Source organism: Ruminococcus gauvreauii (genome assembly GCF_025151995.1).
Classification (GTDB): Bacteria; Bacillota; Clostridia; order Lachnospirales; family Lachnospiraceae; genus Ruminococcus_G; species Ruminococcus_G gauvreauii.
This window is the reverse complement of sequence record NZ_CP102290.1, coordinates 594,207-618,913: the sequence shown is the minus strand read 5'-3', so window position 1 is coordinate 618,913 and position 24,707 is coordinate 594,207. Positions and strand designations below refer to the sequence as shown.

Sequence of the window (24,707 nt, the reverse complement as noted above, 5' to 3'; positions counted from 1 at the left end):
GTTTCTGATCAGGTCATATCATCCCGAAGCGCGTCAATGATATTTTCTTTTTTAATCCTGCTGACGGCATACAACATCGTGATAAACACCACGAAGAACACGCTGAATGCGCTGATCAAAAGGCTGCTCCACGGGAAGATATAATGAATCTCGGCACCGCCCATGAACATCCCTTTGAAGATCAGCCAGGAGCAGACCGCCGCGATGGGAAGCCCGAACAGCAGTGCCCTCATGCCGTAAAATGCACACTCAAAATTCATCATCTTCTGGAAATCGCGTTCCGACATTCCTACGGATCGCAGCATGGCAAGCTCCCGCCTGCGCAGTTTGATATTCGTGGATATTGTGTTGAACACGTTCGCAATGGCGATCAGTGAGATCATGATGACGAAGACATAGGTGAACACGTTGGCGATAAAGATCATGCTGCGGTTTTCTTCGAGCATCTTAGACACATTGTAGAGTGTATAATCGGCTGTTATGCTTTCGCCCTGTATCAGGTTTTCCATCTCAGCCACCGTCCGGGCAGGTTTCCTGGACTTAAAGGTCATGCCTTTCATATTCACACAGGCGTCGTCAGGCACAAGTTTTTCCATGAGTGAATAGGGTGCCATCACCATCAGAAAGTATGGACTGTCCGCGGAAGTTCTTGAAGGGTCCGGGATGATATCAGGCGGTACCGTTTTGACAAACGTCACACTTATGTTTTGCCTATATTCCGTCGCTTTCCCGCCGTCTGTTTCAGGCGAGACTGTAAAATTCATCGAGGGACTCCTGAACAGACCGGTGATTTCATCAGTCTCTTCAGACTGTCCGTCCTTCATGTTCTGAACTGCAGCAACCGCGATAATATTCGCATTCTCCCCAAAATACTCTTCCTGCGGAAGATCCAGACCTTTAATGATATCCATATAGGTACTGTCGTCAAGAAACTGAAAGTCCATTGACAGCGGAACCGGTTCGTCTGTAGCGGGCAATTCCATGCATGCCAAATACTCTTCTGAGAAATCACTTGCCTTGACCTCGCATGAATAGGTCAAGTCCGCCTGATACGAGCTTTCATAGACACCATCAGCCGTTTTCAGCCTGTCATACAGATGCAGCATTTCATCGTCTTTAAGTTTTGGCGTGGCAAGGGCAATATCATACGTAGTGGCTACGTTCGCCTGTTTGGATGCCTCTTTCAGCGTTGTGCCGAAAGAATTTCCGGAAACAAACAGCACGACACTTAACACAAGAGAGAGTACGATGCTGCGGTAGCGTTTTTTGTTTCTTTTGAAGTTCTTTAAAGCCAGGGTTCCCTCCAGACCGAAGAAACGCTGTACAAATTTTGAGGTTTTTACGTCTCCTCCCTGGATTTTAACCTCATTGGTCTGACGGATACTCTCCATAACAGGCGTATTTGCGGCTTTACGGGCCGGTATATACGCGGAGATCAGAATAGTGACCATGCTGACCGCAGCTGCGGCTGCAATGGCAGGGAATGATACCGTCAGGGTTAAAGGTACCTCGCTGTACATCAGGCTTCCGAAGTTGCCGGCCACAATGGAAATCACAAGCTTCATACTGGCTATACCGGTTAAAATGCCGATGGGGATGCCGACAGCACCGATGCAGAGACCCTCGAACAGGACGGAACTGCGCAGCTGTTTCGCTGTGGCTCCCACAGATGAGAGAATCCCGAACTGGTGTGTGCGCTCGTTCAGTGAGATGGTAAACGCATTATATATCAGAAAGACGGATCCGATCATGATGATGGCCGTCACGATGCCTCCGACTGTGTACAGAAGCATATTAAATATGTTATCGTCTGAGAGTCCCATGAAACGGAGAACGTTGTCGTTCAGAATATAAGATCCTGTTCCGGCGGTGCTGTCCGCATAATCCCGGACTCTGCGAGGATTAGAAAGCGTGACGAATACGCTGTAACTGTCCGCGGTGTCCGCCGGATCCGCCTTCGTGATCACGGTATAGCCGGGGGCAGAATACTCTTCGAAGGCTGGCCTTTGACAGATGCCGACAACCGTATAAGTTTTTTCGGAGTCTGGAACAAAAGTTTCTTTGTCGTCCCCGGATGCGTTACCTGACATATAAGGGGTGTGCTGTCCCAGGATTCTGTTTCCGTTCATGCGGTCACCGACAGCAAGTGTCAGTGTATCGCCCACCGCGTATTTCACACCGCCGTTTGCAGCGACACTTCCCGACACAAGAAGTTCTCCGCTGTTTTCGGGCAGTCTGCCGGACAGCAGGTTGATGGGAAGGGTGACGAAAGCCTCTTCGCTGAATCCGGCAATGAACAGATACGGTTTATCCGGGTTTTTTCCGCCTTCGAGAACCGTGTAGCCGATATTTTCGTATGATGCGGTGTTCGAGACGCCCTTGTCAGCGGCACGGTCATGTACGAAAGAAGAATCAACATCTAAAAACCCGACATGCCAGTCGCCGTATTTTATGATCGCTCCTCTGGCCGCATAATTCAGCAGGGAAACACCAAAGGTGGCGACTGCCGTGATCATGGCGGCTGACAGGACGACTCCGATCACTGTTACGATCGTTCGCGTACGGCTTTTTTTCATACTTTGCAGGGCTGCTTTGTTGAAAATATTCATGGCCGTGTCACCGTCCTCTCGTCCCGCGTCACTTTGCCGTCCGATATGCAGATGATACGGTCAGCCTGCAGGGCGATATTTTCGTCATGCGTGACAAGGATAAGCGTCTGCCGGTATTTTTTCTGACTTAATTTCAGCAGGTTGATAATCTCGTGACCGTTTCTGCTGTCCAGGCTGCCCGTGGGTTCGTCTGCCAGCATGACCTGGGGTGCGTTCATCAGGGCGCGCCCAATGGAAACACGCTGCTGCTGACCGCCGGAAAGCTGGTTCGGCAGATGTGTTTTTCGGTCTTCAAGCCCCAGCAGTTCCAGTAGTTCATTCAGCCGCTGCCTGTTGACTTTTCTCTTATCCATCAGTATAGGCAGGGTAATGTTCTCCACCACATTCAGCGTGGGAATGAGGTTGTGAAACTGATAGATCAGTCCCACCTGCCGTCTGCGGAAAACAGCAAGATTTTCATTGCTCTGTGCGTATACGTCCTGTCCGTTTAGATATATCTTTCCGCCGGTTGGTACATCCACGCCGCCGATGATATGGAGTAAAGTGGATTTGCCGGAGCCGGAGGAACCGATGATTGCGGTGAATTCCCCCTTGTTTATGTTGAGGGACACGTTGTCAAGCGCTGTCACCTGATTTTCGCCGCTGCCGTAAACCTTGTATAGATTTTCGATTTTTAAAAACTCCATTATGTGAGTCTCCTTTCCCATGTAGTCTACCCATATAATAGAACCTTTAGCTTACATCCCGGTGACATCCCGGTGAGAGATCCGTCACTTTGGAAAACGGATGGAGAATACAGCGCCGCCGTGCGGGTGATTTTTGGCAGTGATTGTCCCTCCCTGCCGGGTGATAATCATTTTGCAGAGCGCCAGTCCGATTCCATATCCGGACGCGTTTTCATGTTTCCCACGGTAAAATCTGTCAAACAGGAAGGGTAAATCATCTTGATCCAGGCCGGCGCCGCTGTCATGAATGGATATTTCCGTAAACAGCGGGTTGTCCCCGCAGGCGATCTCGATCTTCCCGTTATCCCCGGTGCTCTCCAGGCAGTTCTTGAGGATGTTTTGGAGTGCCTCCGAGAGCCAGCCGGAATCCCCATAAATGAAGACTCCATCCGGTACATCTGTCTGCACAGTGATATTGTGCAGTTCGACTGAGATCAGAAACGGGCGAAGCGCGGCGCTTATCAGAGTGTTTATATCTGTCTGTTCGCTCTGGAACACTACAATACCCGCATCCAGCCGTGACAATTTCAACAGGGAGGTAATCAGCCAGTCCATCCGTACAAACAGTTCCTCGGTTTCCCGTATCATTGCTTTCCTCTCGTTTTCGTTTGCGTTATGCTCCAGCAATGACAGTATGAGGTTTGCTGATGTGAGCGGGGTACGAAGCTGATGCGCGATGTCGGCCATTGAATCGGCGAGGTGTTTTTTTTCTTTTTTCAGAGCTTCGTTCTGCTCCCGGATGCGCAGCGTCATCTTGGTGATTTCGCTCTGCAGGATAGAAAGCTCACCCTCTTCCGATTCTCCGACATACAGGTGGTCATCATTATGGAGGACAAGATCAATCTGGTCTGAAATCTGGGCAAGGTTTTTGTACCGCGCTTTTGTGAACAGGCAGAATGCGATTCCCAAAGAGGCGGCAGAGGCGGCGGCGAGGATACCGGCTGCCGTGCCGATCCAAAACCCCAGTGTCACAGCAACAGCGGTTATCAGAAAAAATACGACGGTGAAACGGCGAAATTCTTTATTCCGAAACATATCCGCCTCCCAGTCGATACCCCGTCCCGCGAACAGTCAGAATGATCTGCGGGTTTGCCGGGTCATCCTCGATCTTCTCCCGCAGGCGTTTGATGTATACAGTCAGTGTATTGTCATTGACAAATTCACCCGCAGCGTCCCATAATTCGTCAAGCAGCCTGCTTCTCGTGATGATGCTTTTGGGATTGCTGATGAACACCAGCAGCAGACGGTATTCTAAAGCTGACAGGTAAACCTCGCTGTCATCTTTTTTCACAACGCCGCTTGTCGTATCGACATGAAGCCCGCAGATTTCAAAAACCGAACCCAGGCGTCCGCTTTTTCGCAGCGCGGCTTTGATTCGCGCAACCAGCTCACGCGGGCGGAAAGGTTTGGTAATATAGTCGTCCGCACCCATGTTCAGTCCGGTGACGACGCTCGCCTCATCACCGGAGGCTGTCAGAAAGATGACAGGAATCTCCTGGTTTTCTTTAATCTCCGTGCAGACGGTGAACCCATTTCCATCAGGAAGGGAAATATCAACCAGCGCCAGGTCAAAATTATTTCCGGCCAGTGCCGCAATGGCCTCGCTGCGCGTCGAGGCATGGGTGACGGTAAAACATTCCGATCGAAGCAGAAGTACCAGATTCCTTGCGATCGCTCTGTCATCTTCAACTAAGAATATCTGTTTCATTCCTATATCCTCCTCGATTCGTCGTTTGTCGTTGGAACATACGAGATAACCTTATCTCTCTATCATATTTCTTTTCGGTACAATATACAAGCCGCTTTTCATGAGAGATTCGGCAGACAAAAGATTACCCCCGGCAATCACCGGGGGTACTCATCTTTTAAATTTCATTTGTGTTATCTTCAAGGTGATGATACAGTATCGCGATGAATTCGCCGACGGCTGGGCACTGATCCAGATGATAACCGGCAATATTGTGCAAAAGGTCTCTGTTTCCGTAATTCCAGCACGCCGTTACCACTGTGCGCAGCGCCCGTTCCACGCTGCTTCGGGTTTTGCCGAAATGTTGTGCGACGTCCCCGTACAGCCACTTCCAGACAAACAGAATATAGTTTTCATCTTTGAGGCATAGCAGCAGGGCATAGCGCAGGTATTGATAACCAATATAAGTTGCCCTGATGCCAAGCGAATGGATAAGTTCTGTAATTTCTTTCATAACGAATCTCCTTTGATCTTTTCTCGCTCTTATTTTAAATCAGTACGTGTAAAAATTAAGAATACCGTATAAAATAGACAGTATTTGACATAATTTTACATTTTTTGAGCGTGTAAAAAATTATAAAGAGAACGTAACTGTGTAGAAATAAATTTCAAAATTTCGAAATACTTTTTAAAATTCTGTTATAAAGCTCCTGTTTGTCTGCCGGATCAACCGGGATATCTGTGTGTTCAATCTCCTGTTCGATTTCCCGGGCCTCCTGTAAAAGTATTCTGTTATCTGCCTGCAATTTTCTTTTTGTTTTTTTCTTCTGACGTTTATTCAAACAATCACCCCTTAAAAATTGTACCATAATGAGCACGAAATGATTATGGTAATAAATGGTAATTTATAAGCATATTACGCAGTATGAAGCGTGGTGTCAAATAAATCGGAATAATTGGGAATGGCAGAAATATGTTCTTGACATGAATTTACAAGATTTATATAATGAAAAAGATAACAACGGCTTAGATACGTTGTTTTTTTGTTACATGGGAAAGTGCTCCTATGTAACAAAAAACGCCCCGCTGTACGGGGAATTTCTGTTTTTTTACAAATGAGGAAAAATTAAGGAGATATGCGAGATGGATTCACGGTTGTTATTGGAAAACGTGGGGAAGGTTCTGAAAAGCATCGATGATGTTGTCTGGGGACCTGTTATGCTGGTACTGCTGGTGGGGACCGGCATGATTCTGACTGTTCGGACTGGATTTCTTCCGATAAGAAACCTGGGTTACGCGCTGCGCAGCGTACTGAGCAAGGAGGCCAGAACAAAGAAAGGGGAAGGAGATATCTCTCCGTTCTCCGCGCTTACGACGGCTTTGGCTGCGACGATTGGGACGGGGAATATTGTCGGCGTGGCGACAGCCATGGTGCTCGGCGGTCCGGGTGCGCTGGTCTGGATGTGGATCTCCGCATTTTTCGGCATGGCTTCCAAGTTCTCAGAATGTATGCTCTCGATCAAATATCGGGAAGTCAATGCAAACGGAGAGATGTCCGGCGGACCGATGTATACCCTGCGTCATGCTTTTAAGCATAAAAGGATTGGAGCGGTGCTGGGGTTTCTGTTTGCGCTTTTTACCGTGCTGGCATCTTTCGGAATCGGTAATCTGACACAGGCCAATTCCATATCCTCCGCTCTTCAGAATACATTTCAGGTCCCGGTTGTGGTCAGCGGAGCGGTGATAACAGTGCTTGCACTGCTCATTATCGTCGGCGGCATTAAAAGCATATCGAAGGTCTCGCAGGTTGTTGTACCGTGCATGGCTGTGTTTTATGTGATCGCCGGCCTTATCGTGATTCTGATCAATATTGAAAATGTGCCGTCCGGAGTGGCACAGATTTTTACAATGGCGTTTCATCCAAAGGCGGCAGCGGGAGGAGTCGGCGGAGTCGTTGTCGCATCCGTGATGCAGTCTGTGCGCTGGGGTGTTGCACGCGGGGTGTTCTCGAATGAGGCGGGCCTTGGGTCAGCGGCTATTACGGCAGCAGCGGCAACCACAGACAGTCCGGTTAAACAGGGATATGTCAACATGACGGGAACCTTTTTTGATACGATCGTGGTATGTACGATCACAGGTCTGGCGATCGCAAGTTCCGGGGTTCTGGGCACGATCGATCCGGCGACGGGGGAGCTGATGACAGGAGCTGCGCTGACGATCGCTGCATTTACGAGTGCGCTCGGAGAGGTGGGCGGCATACTGGTGTGTATCGGTATCTCACTGTTTGCATTTTCGACGATACTCGGCTGGGAATATCACGGGGAAAAGGCATTTGAGTATCTGGTGAAGAAGCCGAAATACTGTTTTATCTATCGCATTGTATTCTCTCTTGTTGCATATGTCGGCGCTACAACGACACTGCAGATCGTCTGGGATTTCTCGGATATCGCAAACGGTCTGATGGCGATACCGAATCTGATCTGTCTGATCGCGATGAGCGGCGTCGTGGCCAGGGAGATGAAGGCGTATCAAAAGGTGATAGAAAAGGAAAAAGATGGAAGAAAACAGGCGGTCCATCAGAGAAAGACGGGACTTTGAGGCTGAAAGCCTGTCGGGAAAAGGTTGTGAAATTCATCAAGAATGGGTTTCACAACCTTCTTTGTTTATGCTATAATAAGGGCTATGAATTGTAAAATTACGATACAATATGACGGAACGCGTTATGGCGGATGGCAAAAACAGGGAAATACTGACAATACCATACAGGGAAAACTGGAAAACATACTGACCAGGATGAGCGGATATCCGGTTGAGATACACGGTGCAGGGAGGACGGACGCCGGTGTACATGCACTCGGGCAGACTGCCAACTTTCATTTGAGGGAACGGGCAGGCCTTATGGACGTAAAGATGTATCTGAATCAGTATCTGCCGGATGATATTGAGGTAACGGATATCGCTGAGATGCCGGACAGGTTTCACAGCAGGCTGCATGCCTGTGATAAAACGTATGCTTACCGCATCGGGACAGATGAATGCAAATCGGTATTTGAGAGGAAGTACCGCTATCATTACGGGGAGAAACTGGATGTGGGACTGATGGAAAAGGCAGCGTCTTACTGTCTTGGCACACATGATTTCAAAGGTTTCTGCGCAAACAGACGTATCAGGAAATCGACGGTGCGGACGCTGACGGAGATCTGTTTTGAACAGAAAGAACATGATCTTGTGATTTCGTATACAGGAAACGGTTTCCTGTATCATATGGTTCGCATATTGACAGGAACGCTGATAGAGGTCGGCGAGGGAAAGCGGCCGCCGGAAGATATAAAAAAGATACTGGAGGAAAAAAATCGCCAGTTGGCAGGGTTCACTGCTCCGGCAATGGGGCTGACGCTGCTTCAGGTGCGATATGAAAAATGACATGTATGATTATCTGATAGTCGGTGCGGGACTGTTTGGATGTGTCTTTGCACATGAGGCGAAGAAGAAAGGAAAACGCTGTCTGGTCATTGACAGACGGCAGCACATTGGAGGGAACATTTACACGGAGGAAGTGGACGGCATTGCAGTACACCGGTATGGGGCACATATCTTCCACACTTCAAACCGGGAAATCTGGGATTACGTGCAGCAGTTTGTGACGTTTAATCATTTTATCAATTCGCCGGTAGCGGTCTGCGGAAATGAGGTGTATAATCTTCCGTTCAATATGAATACATTCAGCAGAATGTGGAACATCAGGACACCGCAGGAGGCAAAGAAGAAGATAGCGGAACAGATCGCGAAGCTGTCGATCACGGACCCCGGAAATCTTGAGGAACAGGCACTCTCACTCGTAGGGCGTGATGTCTATGAAAAACTGATCAAAGGTTATACAGAAAAGCAGTGGGGACGTGAGTGCAGCAGCCTGCCGGCATTTATTATCAGGCGTCTGCCCCTCAGGTTTACGTATGATAACAATTATTTTAACGACCGTTATCAGGGAATCCCCGAAGAGGGATATACTTCACTTGCCAGCCGTCTTCTTGACGGGACAGACGTACGTCTGAATACAGATTATAAAAGTATGGGAGACCCGTTTGCCATTGCAGGGAAGGTTGTCTATACCGGGATGATCGATGAATTCTTTGATTACCGTGCAGGTGTTTTGGAATACCGGTCTCTTCGGTTTGAAGAAGAGCGGATGATGTGCGATAATTACCAGGGGAATGCTGTGGTGAATTACACGGACAGAGACGTCCCGTATACACGTATCATAGAACATAAGCATTTCAATTTTGGAACTCAGCCGACCACCGTGATCACGAGAGAGTATCCAAAAGAGTGGAAGAAGGGTGATGAGCCTTATTACCCGATCAATGATGAGAAGAACAATCGGATTTATGAGGAATACCGGAAACTGGCATACCGGGAGAAACGCCTGATTTTTGGCGGAAGACTGGGTATGTATCGATACTATGATATGGATAAAGTAATCGAGGCGGCACTTGAGACAGCAAGACGGGAATCCGAAGGATGAAGTAATCGACTTTCATTTTAGACAGGAGGAAAAAATGGATTTAGCGAAAGTAAAAGAGCAAAAGCAGATGAGAGCTCAGGCGGAAGAAAAAAAGGAAGTGCGGGAGATTAAGTGGCCGGATGATTATTACAGTACGACGGATGCTGACAAGCGTAAAGAACTGCTGGAGTATGCCATCGGGCAGGAGCTCGAGCCGGAGAAAAACAAGATCCGTATGGAACTCTGGGAGAAACGCTACGGCGTAAAGGCGGGTGTGGATCAATTTCTGGCAGCGTGGATCAATCTGATCTACTACTCCAATATGGTGAAGGGAAAACGGATTGCGAGATGGCATAAAAAAGAGATCGACAAACTGATCGGCAGTATGTGTTTTGACATCGTTGAACGGGATGGGGAAGCGGCAGAAGAGCTTCTGTATCTGGAATTTTACCATATGCTGGACTTCTACATGGACATCTGTCAGACAGACAAGAAATATACGGGAATCATTCTGGGACTGGGAACGATGAGTCAGGACCGTGTGGTTCAGAAGATAGCAACGGAATTTTACCGTGTGGCATACTGTGTGCCGGATATCATAAAGGGCATGAAAGAGTATGAGATCGTAAGGAGGGCGGTAGTTGACTGCTTTGCCGCAAAATTTCCGAACAGCGCCGGTGCGATCGAAGAGCTGGTCAGAAATGAGGAGGAACTGGGATAAAGAAAATAAATATGAAAGGGGGGGCTGCATGGACGCAGTCCCTCTTTTCAGGATAATGAGATCAATTCTGTCTCAGACAATTAAAGGTCGAGTTTCATATCGCCGTATTTGATCCAGCCTTTTTTGCGCATCAGCTCAGAAATCAGCAGAGTTACAGCAGCCGGAAGCAGGATCTGAATGACGAGAATCTTGAACAGGACCAGGCCGGGACTTTCGGCAGCGGTCATAACCTGCCATGTCATGATCTGGCCTACCAGGCCTGCGGTTCCCATGCCAGAACCTGTTGCATTGCTTGTCATGCCGAAAACCAGCGTGCCGATGGGACCGAGAATCGCACTTGAGAGAATTGCAGGAATCCAGATGACAGGTTTTTTCATGATGTTGGGAACCTGCAGCATCGAAGTGCCGAGCCCCTGTGCCAGAAGACCTCCGAATTTGTTTTCGCGGTAACTGGCCACGGCAAACCCGACCATGTTGCAGCAGCATCCGATCGTCGCGGCGCCGGCGGCCAGTCCGGACAGATCGAGGATGATGCCGAGTGCCGCGGAGCTGATCGGGAGCGTCAGTACCATACCCATGATCACGGATACGATGATGCCCATCAGCAGAGGCTGCTGTTCCGTTCCCCAGTTGACAAGGCCTCCGAGCCATACCATAAAGGACGAGATCGGCGGACCGACGAGTAGTCCAGCGGCGGAACCGGTCACGATGGTGACAAACGGTGTGACGAGGATGTCGATTTTCGTCTTCCCGGACACAAGATGACCGAGTGTGATGCCAACCATAGCTGCGATAAAAGCGCCGAGCGGTTCTCCGGGACCGGCCAGCACGACGGCGCCGTCTGCTATCAGGCTTCCGGCGAGAAGCTTGGACGCGAATCCGCCGACCATGCCTGCGGTAGCGGCGGACAGAGTGACGAGTGGACTTTCCTTGAATTTCATCGCCACCCCGACCCCGATTCCGGCGCCGGTGACGGCCGCTGCCATCTTTCCGACCAGAAAGAGCAGATCGCCGAACGTTCCGCCGATCAGCGATCCGATCTGCTGGATAATGGTCCCTATGATCAGCGTTGCAAAGAGGCCGAAAGCCATTCCGCTCAACCCCTCGATAAATATATGATTAAATATCTGTTTTAGTTTTTTCATCTGTACCCCCTCGGCTCCCTCTTAAGATGGATAGACAAGGCGGTCCGGTTTGATATCAGTCAGCACATTCAGATAGCGGCGTGACCAGTATTTTGCCATATCCAGATTCATGTCCAGGTAATTTCCGCAGTCTCTGGCACATGCTCCGGGTATCTCACCTTCAAAATCTATGACAAATTTGAAAGTGTCGATCAGCAGCGGTACAATGTCGGCAGATTCGTAATCGCCGGATAACAGCAGGTAAAAGCCGGTACGGCAGCCCATTGGGCCTACATATACGACCTTCGGTCCGTACGTTTCATGATTTCTGAGAAATGTAGCTGCCACGTGCTCGAGTGCGTGCACTTCTGCGGTATTCATGACCGGTTCCTCGTTGGGGGAGGTGATGCGCAGATCGAAGGTTGTCACAACCTCGGAACCAATCTGGTCTTTCCGGGATACGTATACGCCTGGCTGCAGTTTGTTATGATCAATGGAAAAGCTGGGTATTTTTTTCATGATGAATTCTCCTTTTATGTGTTTTATAATGTGTGATAAGTTCTGTCTTATTATATAGGGAAAATGATTCATTTTCAAGCGGGGCCTTGCTTGACTTTCCTATTTTGTGGTGATAAACTTAACGAAATAAGAAAACTTATAGAAAAACAGAGGTACTTGGACATGATAAATGATAAAAAAGTGTTGTTCAGCGGCATGCAGGCAACCGGAAATCTTACCCTGGGAAATTATCTCGGCGCACTGAAAAACTGGGTTACACTTAGTGATGAATATGAATGCTTCTACAGTGTGGTGGACATGCATTCCATAACAGTTCGCCAGGATCCCGCAGTTCTCAGAAAGAGGGCGCGTGCATTGCTGACATTATATATCGCGGCAGGACTGGATCCAAAGAAGAACTGTATCTATTATCAGTCGCATGTATCCGGTCATGCAGAACTTTCCTGGATCTTAAACTGCTTTACGTATATGGGAGAGCTCAACCGTATGACACAGTTTAAAGACAAGTCAGCAAAACATGCGGATAATATCAACGCCGGATTATTTACATATCCGGTGCTGATGGCTGCTGATATTTTGCTGTACCAGGCGGATGTTGTCCCTGTAGGCATTGATCAGATGCAGCATCTTGAGATCACGAGAGATATCGCGATGCGTTTCAATAATATTTACGGAGATGTCTTTACGATTCCGGAGGCGTTTATCGGGAAGGTGGGGGCAAAAATCATGAGTCTGCAGGATCCCGGGAAGAAAATGTCAAAATCAGATGAAAATCCGAATGGCAGCATATATCTGATGGATGATCCTGATACGATTATTCGAAAATGTAAACGTGCGGTGACGGATTCCGAGGCGTGTGTCGCGTACCGTGAGGAACAGCCAGGGGTGAAGAACCTGATCGATATCTACTGTGCATGCACCGAAAGGACTCCGGATGATGCGGTGAAAGAGTTTGACGGCAAAGGGTATGGTGACTTCAAGATGGCTGTGGGCGAAGCGGTAGTGGGGATTTTGAAACCTCTGCAGGATGAAGTGCACCGTCTGGAGCAGGATAAGACGTACATTGACTCCATAATTAAAGAGAATGCGGAAAAAGCGAATTATTATGCAACAAAAACGCTGAGAAAGGTACAGCGCAAAATCGGTTTTCCGGACCGTATCCGGTAGACACATAAGAGCGGAAATCTGTTTAGATTCCGGCATTGTTCAGAAAAAAGTCTGGAAATGCCGGAGTCTTTTTTTTAACATTATAAATAAGTAGGTTCATGATCAAAAAAGACAGTTTTTTATAGTATTCTACAAAATTTCTTCCTATTATAATAATGAAACACTGGAAAAATGTTATCGCGGGATTTCCTTCCTGGGAAAAAGATGTCATATTAGACAATAAAAAATGAATAATCAATGAAATAACATATAATATAGACAAATAAAAGGGTAAGGGAAATGAAATTGTGGGTAAATTTTAATAGTTGACGTTGTAAAAAAAGAGAGTTATAGTTGATTAAATTAATTTCAATGAGAAAGGAGAACATCTGACAGAATAAGAGAAAGGAAGCGAGATTTATGGATAATCTGGCATCGTCCCTGCTGGAAGAGCTGAATTGTGAGACTGTGTTTACGATTCCCATTTTCGGCGGGATTCCGGTGAAAGAATCGGTGGTGGTGACCTGGATCATCATGGCGGTTGTCCTGGTGCTGTGTCTGATACTTGTCAGAAACCTGAAAGTTCACAATCCGGGCAGAAAGCAGTTGATTCTGGAATCGTTTGTCAGCTGGATCAGCAGATTCTTTGAGGACATTCTGGGCAGGAACGGAAGACGGTATGTTCCGTATCTGATCACAGTCATTGTCTATCTGGGTATCAGCAATGTGATCGGACTGTTTGGAATGAAGCCGCCGACGAAGGATTTGAATGTGACAGCCGCCCTGTCGGTGATGAGTATTGTGCTGATCGAGTATGCGGGAATCCGCAAAAAGGGATTAAAAGGGTGGGGCAAAAGTTTTGCCCAGCCAATCGCAATCATAGCACCGATCAATGTGCTGGAGATATTTATCCGGCCGCTGTCACTTTGTATGCGGCTTTTCGGCAATATCCTGGGAGGATTTGTTGTAATGGAGCTGCTGAAACAGCTTCTTCCCGTACTTTTGCCGATACCGTTTAGTTTTTATTTTGATATTTTTGACGGTCTCATTCAGGCATACGTATTTGTATTTTTGACGGCATTGTTTATCAAGGAAGCAATTGAGGATTAGAAGAAGAAAAGGAGTGTTTAATATGTCAACAACTTTAATCGCAATCGGAGCAGGAATCGCAGTTTTAACAGGTGTAGGAGCAGGTGTGGGTATTGGTATTGCCACATCGAAAGCAACGGATGCAATCGCAAGACAGCCGGAAGCAGAGGGAAAGATCAGCAAAGCACTTCTTCTGGGATGTGCACTTGCAGAGGCGACGGCCATCTATGGTTTTGTCATCGCGCTTCTGATTATCTTATTTTTAAAATAAATTGAAAGGCAGGTGAGGCAGATGCTTAGCCTTGACATTTATAACGTTGTTTTTACCGTTATTAACCTGATCATCCTCTTTCTGATATTGAGAAAGTTTCTGATCAAACCGGTTTCAGCGATTATGGAAAAACGGGATTCAGAGATAAAGAACAACCTGGAAGCGGCAGATCACGCAAATCAGACTGCAAATCAGCTGAAGGCGGAGTATGAAGCATCGTTGCATCATGCATATGAGACGTCCGAAGAAATTGTAAAAAAAGCGCAGGCTGCTGCCAGGGAGGAAGCAGAACGTATTGTTCGCGATGCGAACGAGAAGGCCGGAAAAATCGTTGAGGAGGCGAACTGCTCCGTTTTAATGAGCCGGGAAAAGGCGATGGACGAAATGCGCTCTCAAATCGCATCTCTGGCTATGGCCGCGGCTGTTAAAATGCTGAACGAACAGAGCGGGGAAGCCAATGACAGTATGCTCTATGATTCATTTCTAACAAAAGCAGGTGAAGCCAATGACACAAACAGCAATTAATTATGCCAGAGTCTTGTATGAGCTTGCCATTCCCGGAGAGCGGATTGAGGAGACTGGTGAGCTTCTGGATAAAGAACCGCTGGTCTTGAATGCGTTAAAAAGCCCGGTTGTCCACATGGAAGAAAAGTACAGAGTGATCGACCGGATTTTCCCGACAGAGTTACATAGCTTCCTGAAGGTGGTCTGCAGTTACGGCAGGGTGGATGAACTGCAGGAGATACTTCGGGAATACAGAAAATATGTACATCAGCGGAGGCAGATCGTGGATGCCGTGATCGAGTATGTGACGCCGCCGGGAGAAGCGCAGGAAGAAAAAATCTGTGCCTTTCTGAAGAAAAAATATCATGCGAAACAGGTTGTGCTTGAAAAGATACGCAAGCCCGAACTGATCGGGGGATTCGTTCTGCATGTAAAGGATGAGGAATACGACTGGAGCCTCAAGGGGAGACTTCAACAATTAGAACAAAAACTGACCCGGAGGTGAAAAGAGTGGGTGCATTTAGTTCAGATGAAATCATATCGATTTTAAAAAGCGAAATTGAAAATTTTGAAATAAACGAAAAAGCCACGGAAACGGGCACGGTCATCTGGGTCGGAGACGGCATTGCTACGGTTTATGGTCTGAACCATGTGATGTACGGTGAAATCGTAATATTCGAAAACGGTTTAAAGGGAATGGTTCAGGATATCAAAAGAAACGAGACCGGATGTATTCTGTTCGGCAAAGAGACGGGAATCCGTGAGGGCACGAAAGTCAGACGCAGCGAACGAAAGGCAGGTATCCCCGTAGGGGAAGGCTATATCGGCCGCATCGTGGATGCGCTGGGCGCTCCGATTGATGGAAAGGGAGAAATTCCTTCGGACGATTATCGTCCGATTGAAAATGAGGCGCCGGGGATCATTGACCGTAAGTCTGTCGACGTTCCGATGGAGACGGGAATACTGGCCATTGATTCCATGTTTCCGATCGGCCGGGGACAGAGGGAGCTGATCATCGGCGACCGGCAGACCGGTAAAACTTCCATTGCGATTGACACGATCCTGAATCAGAAGGGCAAGGATGTGGTCTGTATCTATACAGCCATCGGACAGAAAGCGTCGACGGTTGCAAAAGTGGTAAACACACTTCAGAAGCATGATGCGATGGACTATTCGGTGGTTGTTTCGGCGACGGCCAGCGACTGTGCCTCACTTCAGTATATCGCGCCGTATTCAGCGACTGCGCTTGCAGAGTATTTTATGTATCAGGGAAAAGATGTTTTGATCGTCTATGATGATCTGTCCAAGCATGCGGTTGCCTACCGTGCACTGTCGCTTCTTCTGGGCAGATCTCCGGGAAGGGAGGCTTACCCGGGAGATGTCTTTTATCTTCATTCCAGGCTTCTGGAACGTTCCAGCCGTCTGAGCGATGAGAAAGGCGGCGGTTCCATCACAGCACTTCCCATTATCGAGACGCAGGCGGGAGATGTATCGGCATATATACCGACCAATGTCATTTCCATCACAGACGGCCAGATTTTCCTGGAGAGCGACCTGTTCTTTGCCGGTATGCGTCCGGCTGTCAACGTAGGCCTGTCGGTATCCCGTGTCGGCGGCGCAGCCCAGACGAAAGCTATGAAAAAGGCAGCGGGCAGTGTCCGTATCGATCTGGCACAGTACCGGGAGATGGAGATTTTTACCCAGTTCAGTTCGGACCTCGATCCGGCTACGACAGAACAGCTGAAGTACGGAAGCGGACTGATGCAGCTGCTGAAACAGCCGCTGTGCAAGCCGATGAGCCTGTCTGATCAGGTGATCACGCTGTGCGCGGCAACAGGCAAAGTGCTGCTTGATGTGGATGCCAAAGAGATCAAACAGTTTCAGGCTGACATGCTTTCATTTTTTGCGAGTGTACATCCTGAGGTTGCCAGGGAAATCAATGATACGAAAGTTCTGACAGATGATTTGATGGCAAAGATTGTTGAGATTGCAACAGAATTTAAGAACAGGTGACGGCATATGGCGAATACGAGAGAAATACAAAGCAGAATGCGGAGCATTCAGGATACCATGAAAATCACGAATGCCATGTATATGATTTCTTCGGCCAAGATAAAAAAAGCAAAAAAACGTCTGGAAGAAACAGAACCATATTTTTATACGATGCAGTCGACCGTCCATCGTCTGATGCGCCATGTCGGAGATGTGGAGCACATATATCTGGAAAGCAGTACGGTGAAAGATCCCGCTGAGAAAAAAGTGGGCTATATCGTGATCACCGCAGACAAGGGAATGGCCGGTTCTTACAATCATAATATCGTAAAAATTGCCGAGGAGTGTATGAGAGAGACTCCGAATCACATGCTGTTCGTACTGGGACAGCTCGGGCGGCAATACTTTGAGAAGAAGGGCATCAGCATTGATATGACATTCAGATACACGGTTCAGAAGCCGACAATGCACCGTGCGCGTGTGGTGGCAGAGAAGATGATTGATCTTTACCGTAACAAGGAACTGGACGAAGTCCGGCTGATTTTTACAAAAATGACGGGTGCCGTTCAGTCGGAGAATGACGTGATCCAGCTTCTTCCGATGAAGAGGATCAAAGTGAGTGAGGTTCCCGTGGATGTGCATATGGAAGAGGTTTTGTTCCTGCCTTCAGCAGGTGAGGTACTGGAACACATCGTACCAAATTATCTGGCTGGCATCATATACGGCGCGCTTGTCGAATCATATTCCAGCGAGCAGAACGCGCGCATGATGGCGATGCAGGCAGCGACGGACAGCGCCCGGGATATGCTAAGGGAGCTTTCGATCGAGTATAACAGAGTGCGGCAGGCAGCGATTACCCAGGAGATCACAGAGGTCTGCAGCGGTGCAAGGGCGCAGCAGTCGAAGTAGTATCATAATATGATGCCAGGGTCAAAAGGTAAAATTCCGTTCATGCTTGCATGATAAGGCATTTTACCTTGGGACCCGCCAAACATGAGGAAGCAGCGATTTACGCAGTAAATCAGCGGATTTCGAATGTTTGCAGAATTGTGGGAGTTGCGAAGCAACGAAGCAATCCGTGGCATCAGTTGGGGGCAAAATACCTTTTGACCCCAACATCATAATATTGATAAAAGAGTGGGAAGTGGATAGAATGAAAAAAGGTAAAATTGTGCAGGTCATGGGACCTGTAGTGGACGTAGAGTTTGAGGACAATGACCTGCCGTATATCAAAGACGCCCTTGAAGTCGATAATGACGGAAAACGGTGCGTGATGGAAGTGGCACAGCATACCGGCAACAACACGGTCCGCTGTATCATGCTTGCCGCCAGCGAGGGACTCAGAAGAGATATGGAAGTTCTTGCCACCGGAAGCGGTGTGAAGGTGCCGGTGGGTACCAAAACGCTGGGCAGACTGTTCAATGTCCTTGGAGACACCATCGACGGCGGAGATGATAAGCTTGATGGTGAAGAACACTGGGTCATTCACCGGGATCCTCCGAGTTTTGAGGATCAGAGTCCGGTCGTGGAGGTGCTGGAGACGGGGATTAAAGTCATTGATCTGCTGGCTCCTTACGCAAAAGGCGGAAAGATCGGTCTGTTTGGCGGTGCGGGCGTTGGAAAAACGGTTCTGATCCAGGAACTGATTCATAATATAGCAACGGAGCACGGGGGATATTCCATTTTTACAGGCGTCGGAGAACGTTCACGTGAGGGAAATGATCTTTGGTCAGAGATGAAAGAGTCGGGCGTTCTGGAGAAAACGGCCCTGGTGTTCGGACAGATGAACGAGCCGCCGGGAGCGCGTATGCGTGTTGCGGAGACCGGCCTCACGATGGCCGAGTATTTCCGCGATCAGGAACATCAGAACGTACTGCTGTTTATCGATAATATTTTTCGTTTCGTGCAGGCGGGATCTGAGGTCTCAGCACTGCTGGGGCGTATGCCGTCCGCAGTGGGATACCAGCCAACCCTGGCAAATGAGATGGGCGAACTGCAGGAGCGCATCGCGTCTACAAAGGAAGGATCTGTCACATCGGTACAGGCCGTATACGTACCGGCGGATGACCTGACGGACCCGGCACCTGCAACCACATTTGCGCATCTGGATGCGACCACGGTACTCTCAAGGAAGATCGTGGAGCAGGGGATTTATCCGGCTGTTGATCCGCTGGAGTCTACCTCCAGGATTCTGGAAGTTGATGTCGTCGGTGAGGAACATTATGAGACGGCAAGAAAAGTGCAGGAGTTTCTTCAGAAATATAAGGAACTTCAGGATATTATCGGCATTCTCGGAATGGAAGAACTCTCCGAAGAAGATAAAATGACGGTATACCGTGCGCGGAAGATACAGAAGTTTCTGTCTCAGCCGTTTCACGTTGCCGAGAATTTTACCGGAGTTCCCGGAAAATACGTTCCCATCGCGGAGACGATCCGTGGTTTCCGCATGATCGTTGACGGGGAAATGGATGAATACCCGGAAACCGCATTCTTCAACGTCGGGACAATTGACGAGGTGATTCAAAAAGCTGAAAAAGAATCTTCTGAGAGTCAGAAGGTCGGTGCATAGAGGAGAGTGATTCCATGAGTACATTCAGAGTCTCCATCATAGCAACAGATAAAGTATTTTACGAAGGTCTGGTCAATATCCTGATACTGCCGGCAATGGATGGAGAAGCCGCTGTCATGGCGCACCATGAGGATATGGTGATGGCTGTGGTTGCCGGAGAGATGCGTTTTCAGACGGAAGACGGGAACTGGACGGATGTGGTGGTCGGCACGGGATTTGTGCAGATGATCAACAACCGTGCGCTCGTCCTGGTAGACACTGCGGAACGCCCGGAGGATATCGACATTGTACGGGCGAGGGAAGCAAAGGAGAGGGCACAGGAACAGCTTCGCCAGAGACAGAGTCTCGTGGAGTATTACCATACGCAGGCGTCTCTTGCAAGGGCCATGTCCAGGCTGAAGGCGGCCAGTAAGCATAAATAATGAGGAAGAAGCAGAAGAGCCAAAACAGGTTCTTCTGCTTCTTGTTAATTACACATAAACAGAAAATTATTAAAAAAACTAGGTAAAAGTTCGTAACCTGTTACTGGCAAAAAAGCTGACAAAATATTATAATATAATGTATGATATATATAATACAAAATTTAATATTGTGGTAAAACTATTAGGAATGTGGTGCAAATCCACGCAGTTTCATCCCTGCTGTAAGGAGGACAAAGAAAGCTTTATACCACTGGCTTGTGCTGGGAAGGTGCTTTCGGAGGAAGAATCTAAGTCAGAATGCTAACAAGGCATGGTAACCAGACATTTGAGATCCGAGGCATGAACGGAGGCTTATTTTTTCTACCTTATTTAGGATTTGGTTTTGCATATAATTTCGTGTACGCGGGTATTGGCTCGTTTAATACGATTTATTACGTTTAGAGGGGTGCAGGGTATATTATGAGAAAAATCTTAATGATTGTAATTTTTATCATGCTGTTTCCCGTAACCGTCCACGCAGATATCGCTCCCAGTAGACAGGTGAATATTGTGTTTGAAAACATACCGGATACTGTTTTTTACGCCACCTTGATCTCACCGGTTCCATGTGTTGGACGGTATGGTCCGACTGCCAAAGACGGAGGATATGATTTATATGATCCGGATGACAGTGAATATGATATATGGAAAGCATTTACAGATTTTGGTGATAAGGATGATATGCTTTTTCAACAGTATTTTGAAGAGTGTTCTGATAGCGGTCAGTTTAGATGGCTTGAACGTCCCCCCTACAGATTTAAAATTCTGTTATATTTTCCGGAATCAGACAGCTATGCAGTAAGTGACCAGGCGTACGGTCAATATGCATTTTACAGTAATTTTGTGGTCGACCTCAGCGGTGTGGATGGAGCAGAGGATACGGTTTTGGGAGCTGAGAGAATACAGAAAACTAATGATTATAAAACTGAAGTGACTTCGGCTGCTTTACGTATGGCTGCTACGATTATATTAGAGCTGTTGATCGGGCTTCTGTTCGGCTATCGGACAAAACATGAAATGAAAATTATCATTATAACGAATGTGCTGACACAATTGTTTTTAAATATTCTTCTTGTGACGTTGAAAATACATCAGGGTCCATGGGCATATATATTCCATTATATATGGATGGAGGTACTAATAACAGCGATAGAGGCCGTGATTTATCGGGAATGTTTAGGGAATTCTGTCAATCAGCGTAATAAAAAAAGGAAAAAAGCTGTGGGGTATGCCCTTGTGGCAAATCTGTTCTCTTTTGGAGCAGGTCTGATATTCATGGGGGTATTGACAAAAATATTATGGCTGATAAGGATCTTCAGACAATAAAATATGTGTTTTTTACATAACTTGAAGTATCGCGCAGTTCACAAAAAAGACACAGACGTATTCCAAAATGGAATGAAAAAAACTTGCATTCTGGTGCAAATTGGAATAGTATATAAATAATGATGTATTATTGTGTGCATTGTTAAAGCATATTAGAAATGCATGAAGAGAGTATATTGAAACTGGAAAGGATAAGTGAATCGACATGCACAAAAAAAGAATATATAGGGCACTGGCGATTGCGATCTCGGTAAGCCTGATCTTACCGTTTTCGTCTCTTGTAGGAGCTGAGGCGGAGGATGTTTCGGGGACAAGTCCGCCAGTGGAGACGGTAGAGCCAGAACCGGAACCGACGGGAGAGCCGACCCCGGAGCCGACCCCAGACCCAACTGAGGAACCGACCCCAGAGCCGACCCCAGACCCAACGGAAGAACCGACCCCGGATCCGACACCGACGGTAACGCCGACCCCGGAGCCAACGGGGGAGCCGACCCCAGACCCAACGGGGGAGCCGACCCCAGAGCCGACCCCAGACCCAACGGAAGAACCGACTCCGGAGCCGACACCGACGGTAACGCCGGAGGCGGAAGAGACACCGGAACCGGAGGATGAACCGGAGCCGACACCGACACCAAGCCCCTACAATTCCAATGAAGAACTGATCGCTTCTCAGGACATCATCGTACCACCGATCATCGTAGATACGTTCCGATTTACAACGGTTGATAAAGTATATGCGATCTGCCAGGCAGATGAGATGAACGTCTACGAAGAGAAGAGTGAAGACGCACGTGTTGTGGGAACCATGAAGAAGGACGGGCTTTGCTTTATTCTGAAGGAAGAAGGTGCTGACAGCGAATGGATCTACATTGAATCCGGAGTTGTCAGGGGATTTGTGAAAAAAGCCGATCTGATGACGGATGAAAAAGCCGAGAAATTTGTCAGTGAAAAGAAAGAAGAAAATCTGCTGCTGGCAGAATCACTGATCGATCCGCTGGAGAATGCTGCGCTTACTTATACAAAGACGACTGTAAGACAGACGATTGTGTCCAAGGAATACGCACTGGTCACCGGTGAGAATATCAATATCCGCGAGGAGATGAATACCGATTCCAGGGTAATCGGAGTGCTCCCGAAAGACGGACTCTGTTTTATTCTCGCAGATGACCTGGATGGCTGGGTGTTCGTAGAGTCGGACAACGTCAGAGGATTTGTGAAAAAGGAACTGCTCACAGCCGGTGAGGAAGCCAAGAATCAGGTGGCAGCAACCGGCGGCTGGAAAGATGAACAGGAACAGCATTATCAGGACACGCTGAAAGCATACAGCGAGGCCGATAAGGCACTGGATGAGTATGAGTCCAGCGAAGACAGGACAGACGAGAAGACACAGGAACTCAATCAGGTCTTTGCGGAGGCAAAAGAATCCAGAGAAGAGGTTGTAGAGGCGAAGGATGCGGCGCTGTCGGCGGGGGAAGAGAATTATACTCTGGCTGAGGAGAAGATCGCTCCGGAGGAGAATAAGGCCTGCTACTATACATTGACTTCTGTAAAAGATGCGAGTGTATCCAGTGTTATCGGTACGTCAATGGTGGAATTTGCAAAACAGTTCCTGGGAAATCCATATGTATGGGGAGGAACAAGTCTGACCAACGGAGCCGACTGTTCCGGATTTGTTCAGCAGATCTATTCGCATTTTGGGTATTCACTGCCGAGAACATCGAGAGAACAGGCACAGTACGGGACACAGATACCGATTTCGGAAGCGCAGCCGGGAGACCTGATCTTCTATGCGAATAACGGTACGGTTTATCACGTGGTTATGTATATGGGCAATGGACAGGTCATACATGCCAGCTCCAGTACGACCGGTATTATCACATCCGGGATCAACTACGACAACGCCGTCTGGGCGACAAGGCTGATATCTGAAAATGATTCGGACAAGATTGAAGCTGTCAACGCGAAGTCCCAGAGCTACGGTGCTTCCTATCTTCTGGCGACGAGTGACCAGTATGGAGAGGTACTCGGGAACTTCAAACTGACGGCATACTGTAACTGTTCCATCTGCTGCGGTAAGTGGGCAGGCGGACCTACGGCGAGCGGAACAGCTCCGACACAGGGAAGAACTGTAGCTATGGCCGGTGTACCGTTTGGGACAAAGCTGATCATCAACGGAAGGATCTATACCGTAGAGGACAGGGGAACACCATATGGACATGTGGATATCTATATGAATGATCACGATGAGTGTAACCAGTTTGGCGTTCAGTATGCACAGACATATTTACTGAAGTAACAAAACAGAGAAGATTTACAGAAGAGGCCGTATTTTACGGTCTCTTTTTGAATGAGTGACAGCGATTTGTAACAGTCTTATAAAAAATATAAAAGATTTATTGCCATTCTTCCCTGAATTAGGTATAATGTATAAGACCAAGATTTTTAGAATTATACGCAACAGTTCAGGACGGGATGCGCCGTTTCGAACTGTTAAAAATCATGAAACAAAAGAAAGGATGGTATTATTATGGCATTAGTTACAACAACAGAAATGTTTAAGAAAGCTTATGAAGGCGGTTACGCTATCGGAGCTTTCAATGTAAACAACATGGAAATCGTTCAGGGTATTACGGAAGCAGCAGGAGAATTAAACTCCCCATTGATTCTGCAGGTTTCAGCAGGAGCAAGAAAATATGCGAACCACACATACCTTGTAAAATTAGTAGAGGCAGCTCTGATTGAAAATGATATCCCGATCGCACTTCATCTTGATCACGGTGCAGATTTCGAAATCTGTAAATCCTGTATCGACGGTGGATTTACATCTGTCATGATCGACGGTTCTCATCATTCATTTGAAGAGAATATCGAAGTGACAAAAAAAGTAGTAGAGTATGCGCATTCTAAAGGTGTCGTAGTTGAAGGTGAGCTGGGACAGCTGGCAGGTGTAGAAGATGACGTGAATGTATCTGCAGAAGATGCCAAATATACACATCCTGATGAAGTAGAGGAATTCGTAGACCGTACCGGAGTTGATTCCCTGGCGATCGCTATCGGAACAAGCCACGGTGCATTCAAGTTCAAACCGGGACAGAAACCGGTACTGCGTTTCGATATCCTGGAAGAGATTACAAAACGTCTCCCGAATTTCCCGATCGTTCTTCACGGTGCATCCAGTGTATCTCAGGAATACGTTAAGATCATTCAGGAAAACGGCGGAAATCTGGCAGATGCTATCGGAATTCCGGAAGACATGCTACGTCAGGCTGCAAGAAGCGCTGTTTGTAAGATCAACATCGACTCCGATCTGCGCCTTGCTATGACAGCCGGTGTAAGACAGGTTCTGTGGAACAAACCGGAAGCATTTGACCCGAGAGAATATCTGAAAGTCGGACGTCAGAACGTAAAAGATGTGGTTGCTCATAAGATCACAGAGGTTCTGGGAAGCAACGGAAAAGCCTGA

Annotated in this window: 23 protein-coding genes and 1 riboswitch; of the genes, 16 read left to right on the top strand and 7 right to left on the bottom strand. The window is 47.7% G+C overall.

What is annotated here, in order from left to right; all coding sequences use genetic code 11:
* Window positions 1-8 precede the first annotated feature (8 nt).
* The 5 genes from NQ502_RS02995 to NQ502_RS02975 all read right to left on the bottom strand — a co-directional run bounded on the left by NQ502_RS02995 (window position 9) and on the right by NQ502_RS02975 (window position 5,535).
* Entirely contained in the window at window positions 9-2,609 is a 2,601-nt protein-coding gene (locus NQ502_RS02995; protein WP_028529627.1) for an ABC transporter permease, read from the bottom strand.
* Window positions 2,606-3,295: an ABC transporter ATP-binding protein gene (locus NQ502_RS02990; RefSeq protein WP_028529626.1), complete on the bottom strand. Its 690-nt coding sequence runs from the start codon at window positions 3,293-3,295 to the stop codon at window positions 2,606-2,608. The genes NQ502_RS02995 and NQ502_RS02990 overlap by 4 nt, the downstream gene beginning before the upstream one ends.
* Window positions 3,296-3,379: 84 nt before the next feature.
* A complete protein-coding gene (locus NQ502_RS02985; RefSeq protein WP_028529625.1) occupies window positions 3,380-4,369 on the bottom strand; it encodes a sensor histidine kinase in 990 nt (329 codons plus the stop codon).
* Window positions 4,356-5,042, bottom strand: a complete 687-nt coding sequence (locus tag NQ502_RS02980) for a response regulator transcription factor (RefSeq protein WP_028529624.1) — start codon at window positions 5,040-5,042, stop codon at window positions 4,356-4,358. Before NQ502_RS02980 ends, NQ502_RS02985 begins: the two co-directional genes overlap by 14 nt.
* A gap of 157 nt (window positions 5,043-5,199) precedes the next feature.
* Window positions 5,200-5,535 carry a sporulation initiation factor Spo0A C-terminal domain-containing protein gene (locus NQ502_RS02975; protein WP_028529623.1) on the bottom strand — a complete coding sequence of 112 codons (336 nt, stop codon included), beginning with the start codon at window positions 5,533-5,535 and terminating at the stop codon, window positions 5,200-5,202.
* Between the two features lie 629 nt (window positions 5,536-6,164).
* Here NQ502_RS02975 and NQ502_RS02970 point away from each other — a divergent pair.
* The 4 genes from NQ502_RS02970 (at window position 6,165) to NQ502_RS02955 (ending at window position 10,243) form a co-directional block, all read left to right on the top strand.
* A complete protein-coding gene (locus NQ502_RS02970) occupies window positions 6,165-7,619 on the top strand; it encodes an alanine/glycine:cation symporter family protein (protein ID WP_044983480.1) in 1,455 nt (484 codons plus the stop codon).
* Window positions 7,620-7,703: 84 nt separating this feature from the next.
* Entirely contained in the window at window positions 7,704-8,444 is a 741-nt protein-coding gene (gene truA / locus NQ502_RS02965) for a tRNA pseudouridine(38-40) synthase TruA (RefSeq protein WP_028529621.1), read from the top strand.
* 1 nt (window position 8,445) lies between these two features.
* Window positions 8,446-9,543 carry a UDP-galactopyranose mutase gene (gene glf / locus NQ502_RS02960; protein ID WP_407691157.1) on the top strand — a complete coding sequence of 366 codons (1,098 nt, stop codon included), beginning with the start codon at window positions 8,446-8,448 and terminating at the stop codon, window positions 9,541-9,543.
* A gap of 34 nt (window positions 9,544-9,577) precedes the next feature.
* Window positions 9,578-10,243, top strand: a complete 666-nt coding sequence (locus NQ502_RS02955; protein ID WP_028529619.1) for a DUF6553 family protein — start codon at window positions 9,578-9,580, stop codon at window positions 10,241-10,243.
* Between the two features lie 80 nt (window positions 10,244-10,323).
* On the opposite strand, the gene NQ502_RS02950 is transcribed toward NQ502_RS02955, so the two are convergent.
* A complete protein-coding gene (locus tag NQ502_RS02950) occupies window positions 10,324-11,388 on the bottom strand; it encodes a PTS transporter subunit IIC (protein ID WP_028529618.1) in 1,065 nt (354 codons plus the stop codon).
* Between the two features lie 21 nt (window positions 11,389-11,409).
* Complete coding sequence (locus NQ502_RS02945) at window positions 11,410-11,886, bottom strand: S-ribosylhomocysteine lyase (RefSeq protein ID WP_028529617.1); 477 nt, start codon at window positions 11,884-11,886, stop codon at window positions 11,410-11,412.
* A gap of 162 nt (window positions 11,887-12,048) precedes the next feature.
* Between NQ502_RS02945 and trpS the strand changes: the two genes are divergently transcribed.
* The 12 genes from trpS to fba all read left to right on the top strand — a co-directional run bounded on the left by trpS (window position 12,049) and on the right by fba (window position 24,707).
* Window positions 12,049-13,053 carry a tryptophan--tRNA ligase gene (gene trpS, locus NQ502_RS02940; RefSeq protein WP_028529616.1) on the top strand — a complete coding sequence of 335 codons (1,005 nt, stop codon included), beginning with the start codon at window positions 12,049-12,051 and terminating at the stop codon, window positions 13,051-13,053.
* A gap of 399 nt (window positions 13,054-13,452) precedes the next feature.
* A complete protein-coding gene (locus NQ502_RS02935) occupies window positions 13,453-14,142 on the top strand; it encodes a F0F1 ATP synthase subunit A (RefSeq protein ID WP_028529614.1) in 690 nt (229 codons plus the stop codon).
* A 22-nt stretch (window positions 14,143-14,164) separates the two neighbouring features.
* Entirely contained in the window at window positions 14,165-14,392 is a 228-nt protein-coding gene (atpE, locus tag NQ502_RS02930) for an ATP synthase F0 subunit C (RefSeq protein ID WP_028529613.1), read from the top strand.
* 21 nt (window positions 14,393-14,413) lie between these two features.
* Complete coding sequence (gene atpF, locus NQ502_RS02925; RefSeq protein WP_028529612.1) at window positions 14,414-14,917, top strand: F0F1 ATP synthase subunit B; 504 nt, start codon at window positions 14,414-14,416, stop codon at window positions 14,915-14,917.
* Window positions 14,898-15,401 carry an ATP synthase F1 subunit delta gene (gene atpH, locus NQ502_RS02920; protein ID WP_028529611.1) on the top strand — a complete coding sequence of 168 codons (504 nt, stop codon included), beginning with the start codon at window positions 14,898-14,900 and terminating at the stop codon, window positions 15,399-15,401. Before atpF ends, atpH begins: the two co-directional genes overlap by 20 nt.
* A 5-nt stretch (window positions 15,402-15,406) precedes the next feature.
* The gene (gene atpA, locus NQ502_RS02915; RefSeq protein WP_028529610.1) at window positions 15,407-16,909 is read left to right on the top strand and encodes a F0F1 ATP synthase subunit alpha; all 1,503 of its coding nucleotides are present in this window, start codon (window positions 15,407-15,409) and stop codon (window positions 16,907-16,909) included.
* A gap of 6 nt (window positions 16,910-16,915) precedes the next feature.
* Window positions 16,916-17,797 (top strand): ATP synthase F1 subunit gamma, encoded by an 882-nt coding sequence (atpG, locus tag NQ502_RS02910; protein WP_028529609.1) that lies wholly within the window; start codon window positions 16,916-16,918, stop codon window positions 17,795-17,797.
* A gap of 244 nt (window positions 17,798-18,041) precedes the next feature.
* The gene (gene atpD / locus NQ502_RS02905) at window positions 18,042-19,457 is read left to right on the top strand and encodes a F0F1 ATP synthase subunit beta (RefSeq protein ID WP_028529608.1); all 1,416 of its coding nucleotides are present in this window, start codon (window positions 18,042-18,044) and stop codon (window positions 19,455-19,457) included.
* Window positions 19,458-19,471: 14 nt separating this feature from the next.
* On the top strand, window positions 19,472-19,879 hold the full coding sequence (atpC, locus tag NQ502_RS02900) for an ATP synthase F1 subunit epsilon (RefSeq protein WP_028529607.1): 408 nt from the start codon (window positions 19,472-19,474) through the stop codon (window positions 19,877-19,879).
* A gap of 150 nt (window positions 19,880-20,029) precedes the next feature.
* Window positions 20,030-20,202: riboswitch (cobalamin riboswitch) on the top strand.
* A 136-nt stretch (window positions 20,203-20,338) separates the two neighbouring features.
* A complete protein-coding gene (locus NQ502_RS02895) occupies window positions 20,339-21,244 on the top strand; it encodes a hypothetical protein (protein WP_028529606.1) in 906 nt (301 codons plus the stop codon).
* A gap of 205 nt (window positions 21,245-21,449) precedes the next feature.
* Window positions 21,450-23,540, top strand: a complete 2,091-nt coding sequence (locus tag NQ502_RS02890; protein WP_260046603.1) for an NlpC/P60 family protein — start codon at window positions 21,450-21,452, stop codon at window positions 23,538-23,540.
* A 231-nt stretch (window positions 23,541-23,771) separates the two neighbouring features.
* Entirely contained in the window at window positions 23,772-24,707 is a 936-nt protein-coding gene (gene fba, locus NQ502_RS02885) for a class II fructose-1,6-bisphosphate aldolase (RefSeq protein ID WP_028530323.1), read from the top strand.

Coding starts and splice junctions, on each gene's coding strand:
- NQ502_RS02995 (WP_028529627.1), bottom strand. CDS start 2,609: ATGAATATTTTCAACAAAGCAGCCCTGCAAAGTATGAAAAAAAGCCGT.
- NQ502_RS02990 (WP_028529626.1), bottom strand. CDS start 3,295: ATGGAGTTTTTAAAAATCGAAAATCTATACAAGGTTTACGGCAGCGGC.
- NQ502_RS02985 (WP_028529625.1), bottom strand. CDS start 4,369: ATGTTTCGGAATAAAGAATTTCGCCGTTTCACCGTCGTATTTTTTCTG.
- NQ502_RS02980 (WP_028529624.1), bottom strand. CDS start 5,042: ATGAAACAGATATTCTTAGTTGAAGATGACAGAGCGATCGCAAGGAAT.
- NQ502_RS02975 (WP_028529623.1), bottom strand. CDS start 5,535: ATGAAAGAAATTACAGAACTTATCCATTCGCTTGGCATCAGGGCAACT.
- NQ502_RS02970 (WP_044983480.1), top strand. CDS start 6,165: ATGGATTCACGGTTGTTATTGGAAAACGTGGGGAAGGTTCTGAAAAGC.
- truA (WP_028529621.1), top strand. CDS start 7,704: ATGAATTGTAAAATTACGATACAATATGACGGAACGCGTTATGGCGGA.
- glf (WP_407691157.1), top strand. CDS start 8,446: ATGTATGATTATCTGATAGTCGGTGCGGGACTGTTTGGATGTGTCTTT.
- NQ502_RS02955 (WP_028529619.1), top strand. CDS start 9,578: ATGGATTTAGCGAAAGTAAAAGAGCAAAAGCAGATGAGAGCTCAGGCG.
- NQ502_RS02950 (WP_028529618.1), bottom strand. CDS start 11,388: ATGAAAAAACTAAAACAGATATTTAATCATATATTTATCGAGGGGTTG.
- NQ502_RS02945 (WP_028529617.1), bottom strand. CDS start 11,886: ATGAAAAAAATACCCAGCTTTTCCATTGATCATAACAAACTGCAGCCA.
- trpS (WP_028529616.1), top strand. CDS start 12,049: ATGATAAATGATAAAAAAGTGTTGTTCAGCGGCATGCAGGCAACCGGA.
- NQ502_RS02935 (WP_028529614.1), top strand. CDS start 13,453: ATGGATAATCTGGCATCGTCCCTGCTGGAAGAGCTGAATTGTGAGACT.
- atpE (WP_028529613.1), top strand. CDS start 14,165: ATGTCAACAACTTTAATCGCAATCGGAGCAGGAATCGCAGTTTTAACA.
- atpF (WP_028529612.1), top strand. CDS start 14,414: ATGCTTAGCCTTGACATTTATAACGTTGTTTTTACCGTTATTAACCTG.
- atpH (WP_028529611.1), top strand. CDS start 14,898: ATGACACAAACAGCAATTAATTATGCCAGAGTCTTGTATGAGCTTGCC.
- atpG (WP_028529609.1), top strand. CDS start 16,916: ATGGCGAATACGAGAGAAATACAAAGCAGAATGCGGAGCATTCAGGAT.
- atpD (WP_028529608.1), top strand. CDS start 18,042: ATGAAAAAAGGTAAAATTGTGCAGGTCATGGGACCTGTAGTGGACGTA.
- atpC (WP_028529607.1), top strand. CDS start 19,472: ATGAGTACATTCAGAGTCTCCATCATAGCAACAGATAAAGTATTTTAC.
- NQ502_RS02895 (WP_028529606.1), top strand. CDS start 20,339: ATGAGAAAAATCTTAATGATTGTAATTTTTATCATGCTGTTTCCCGTA.
- NQ502_RS02890 (WP_260046603.1), top strand. CDS start 21,450: ATGCACAAAAAAAGAATATATAGGGCACTGGCGATTGCGATCTCGGTA.
- fba (WP_028530323.1), top strand. CDS start 23,772: ATGGCATTAGTTACAACAACAGAAATGTTTAAGAAAGCTTATGAAGGC.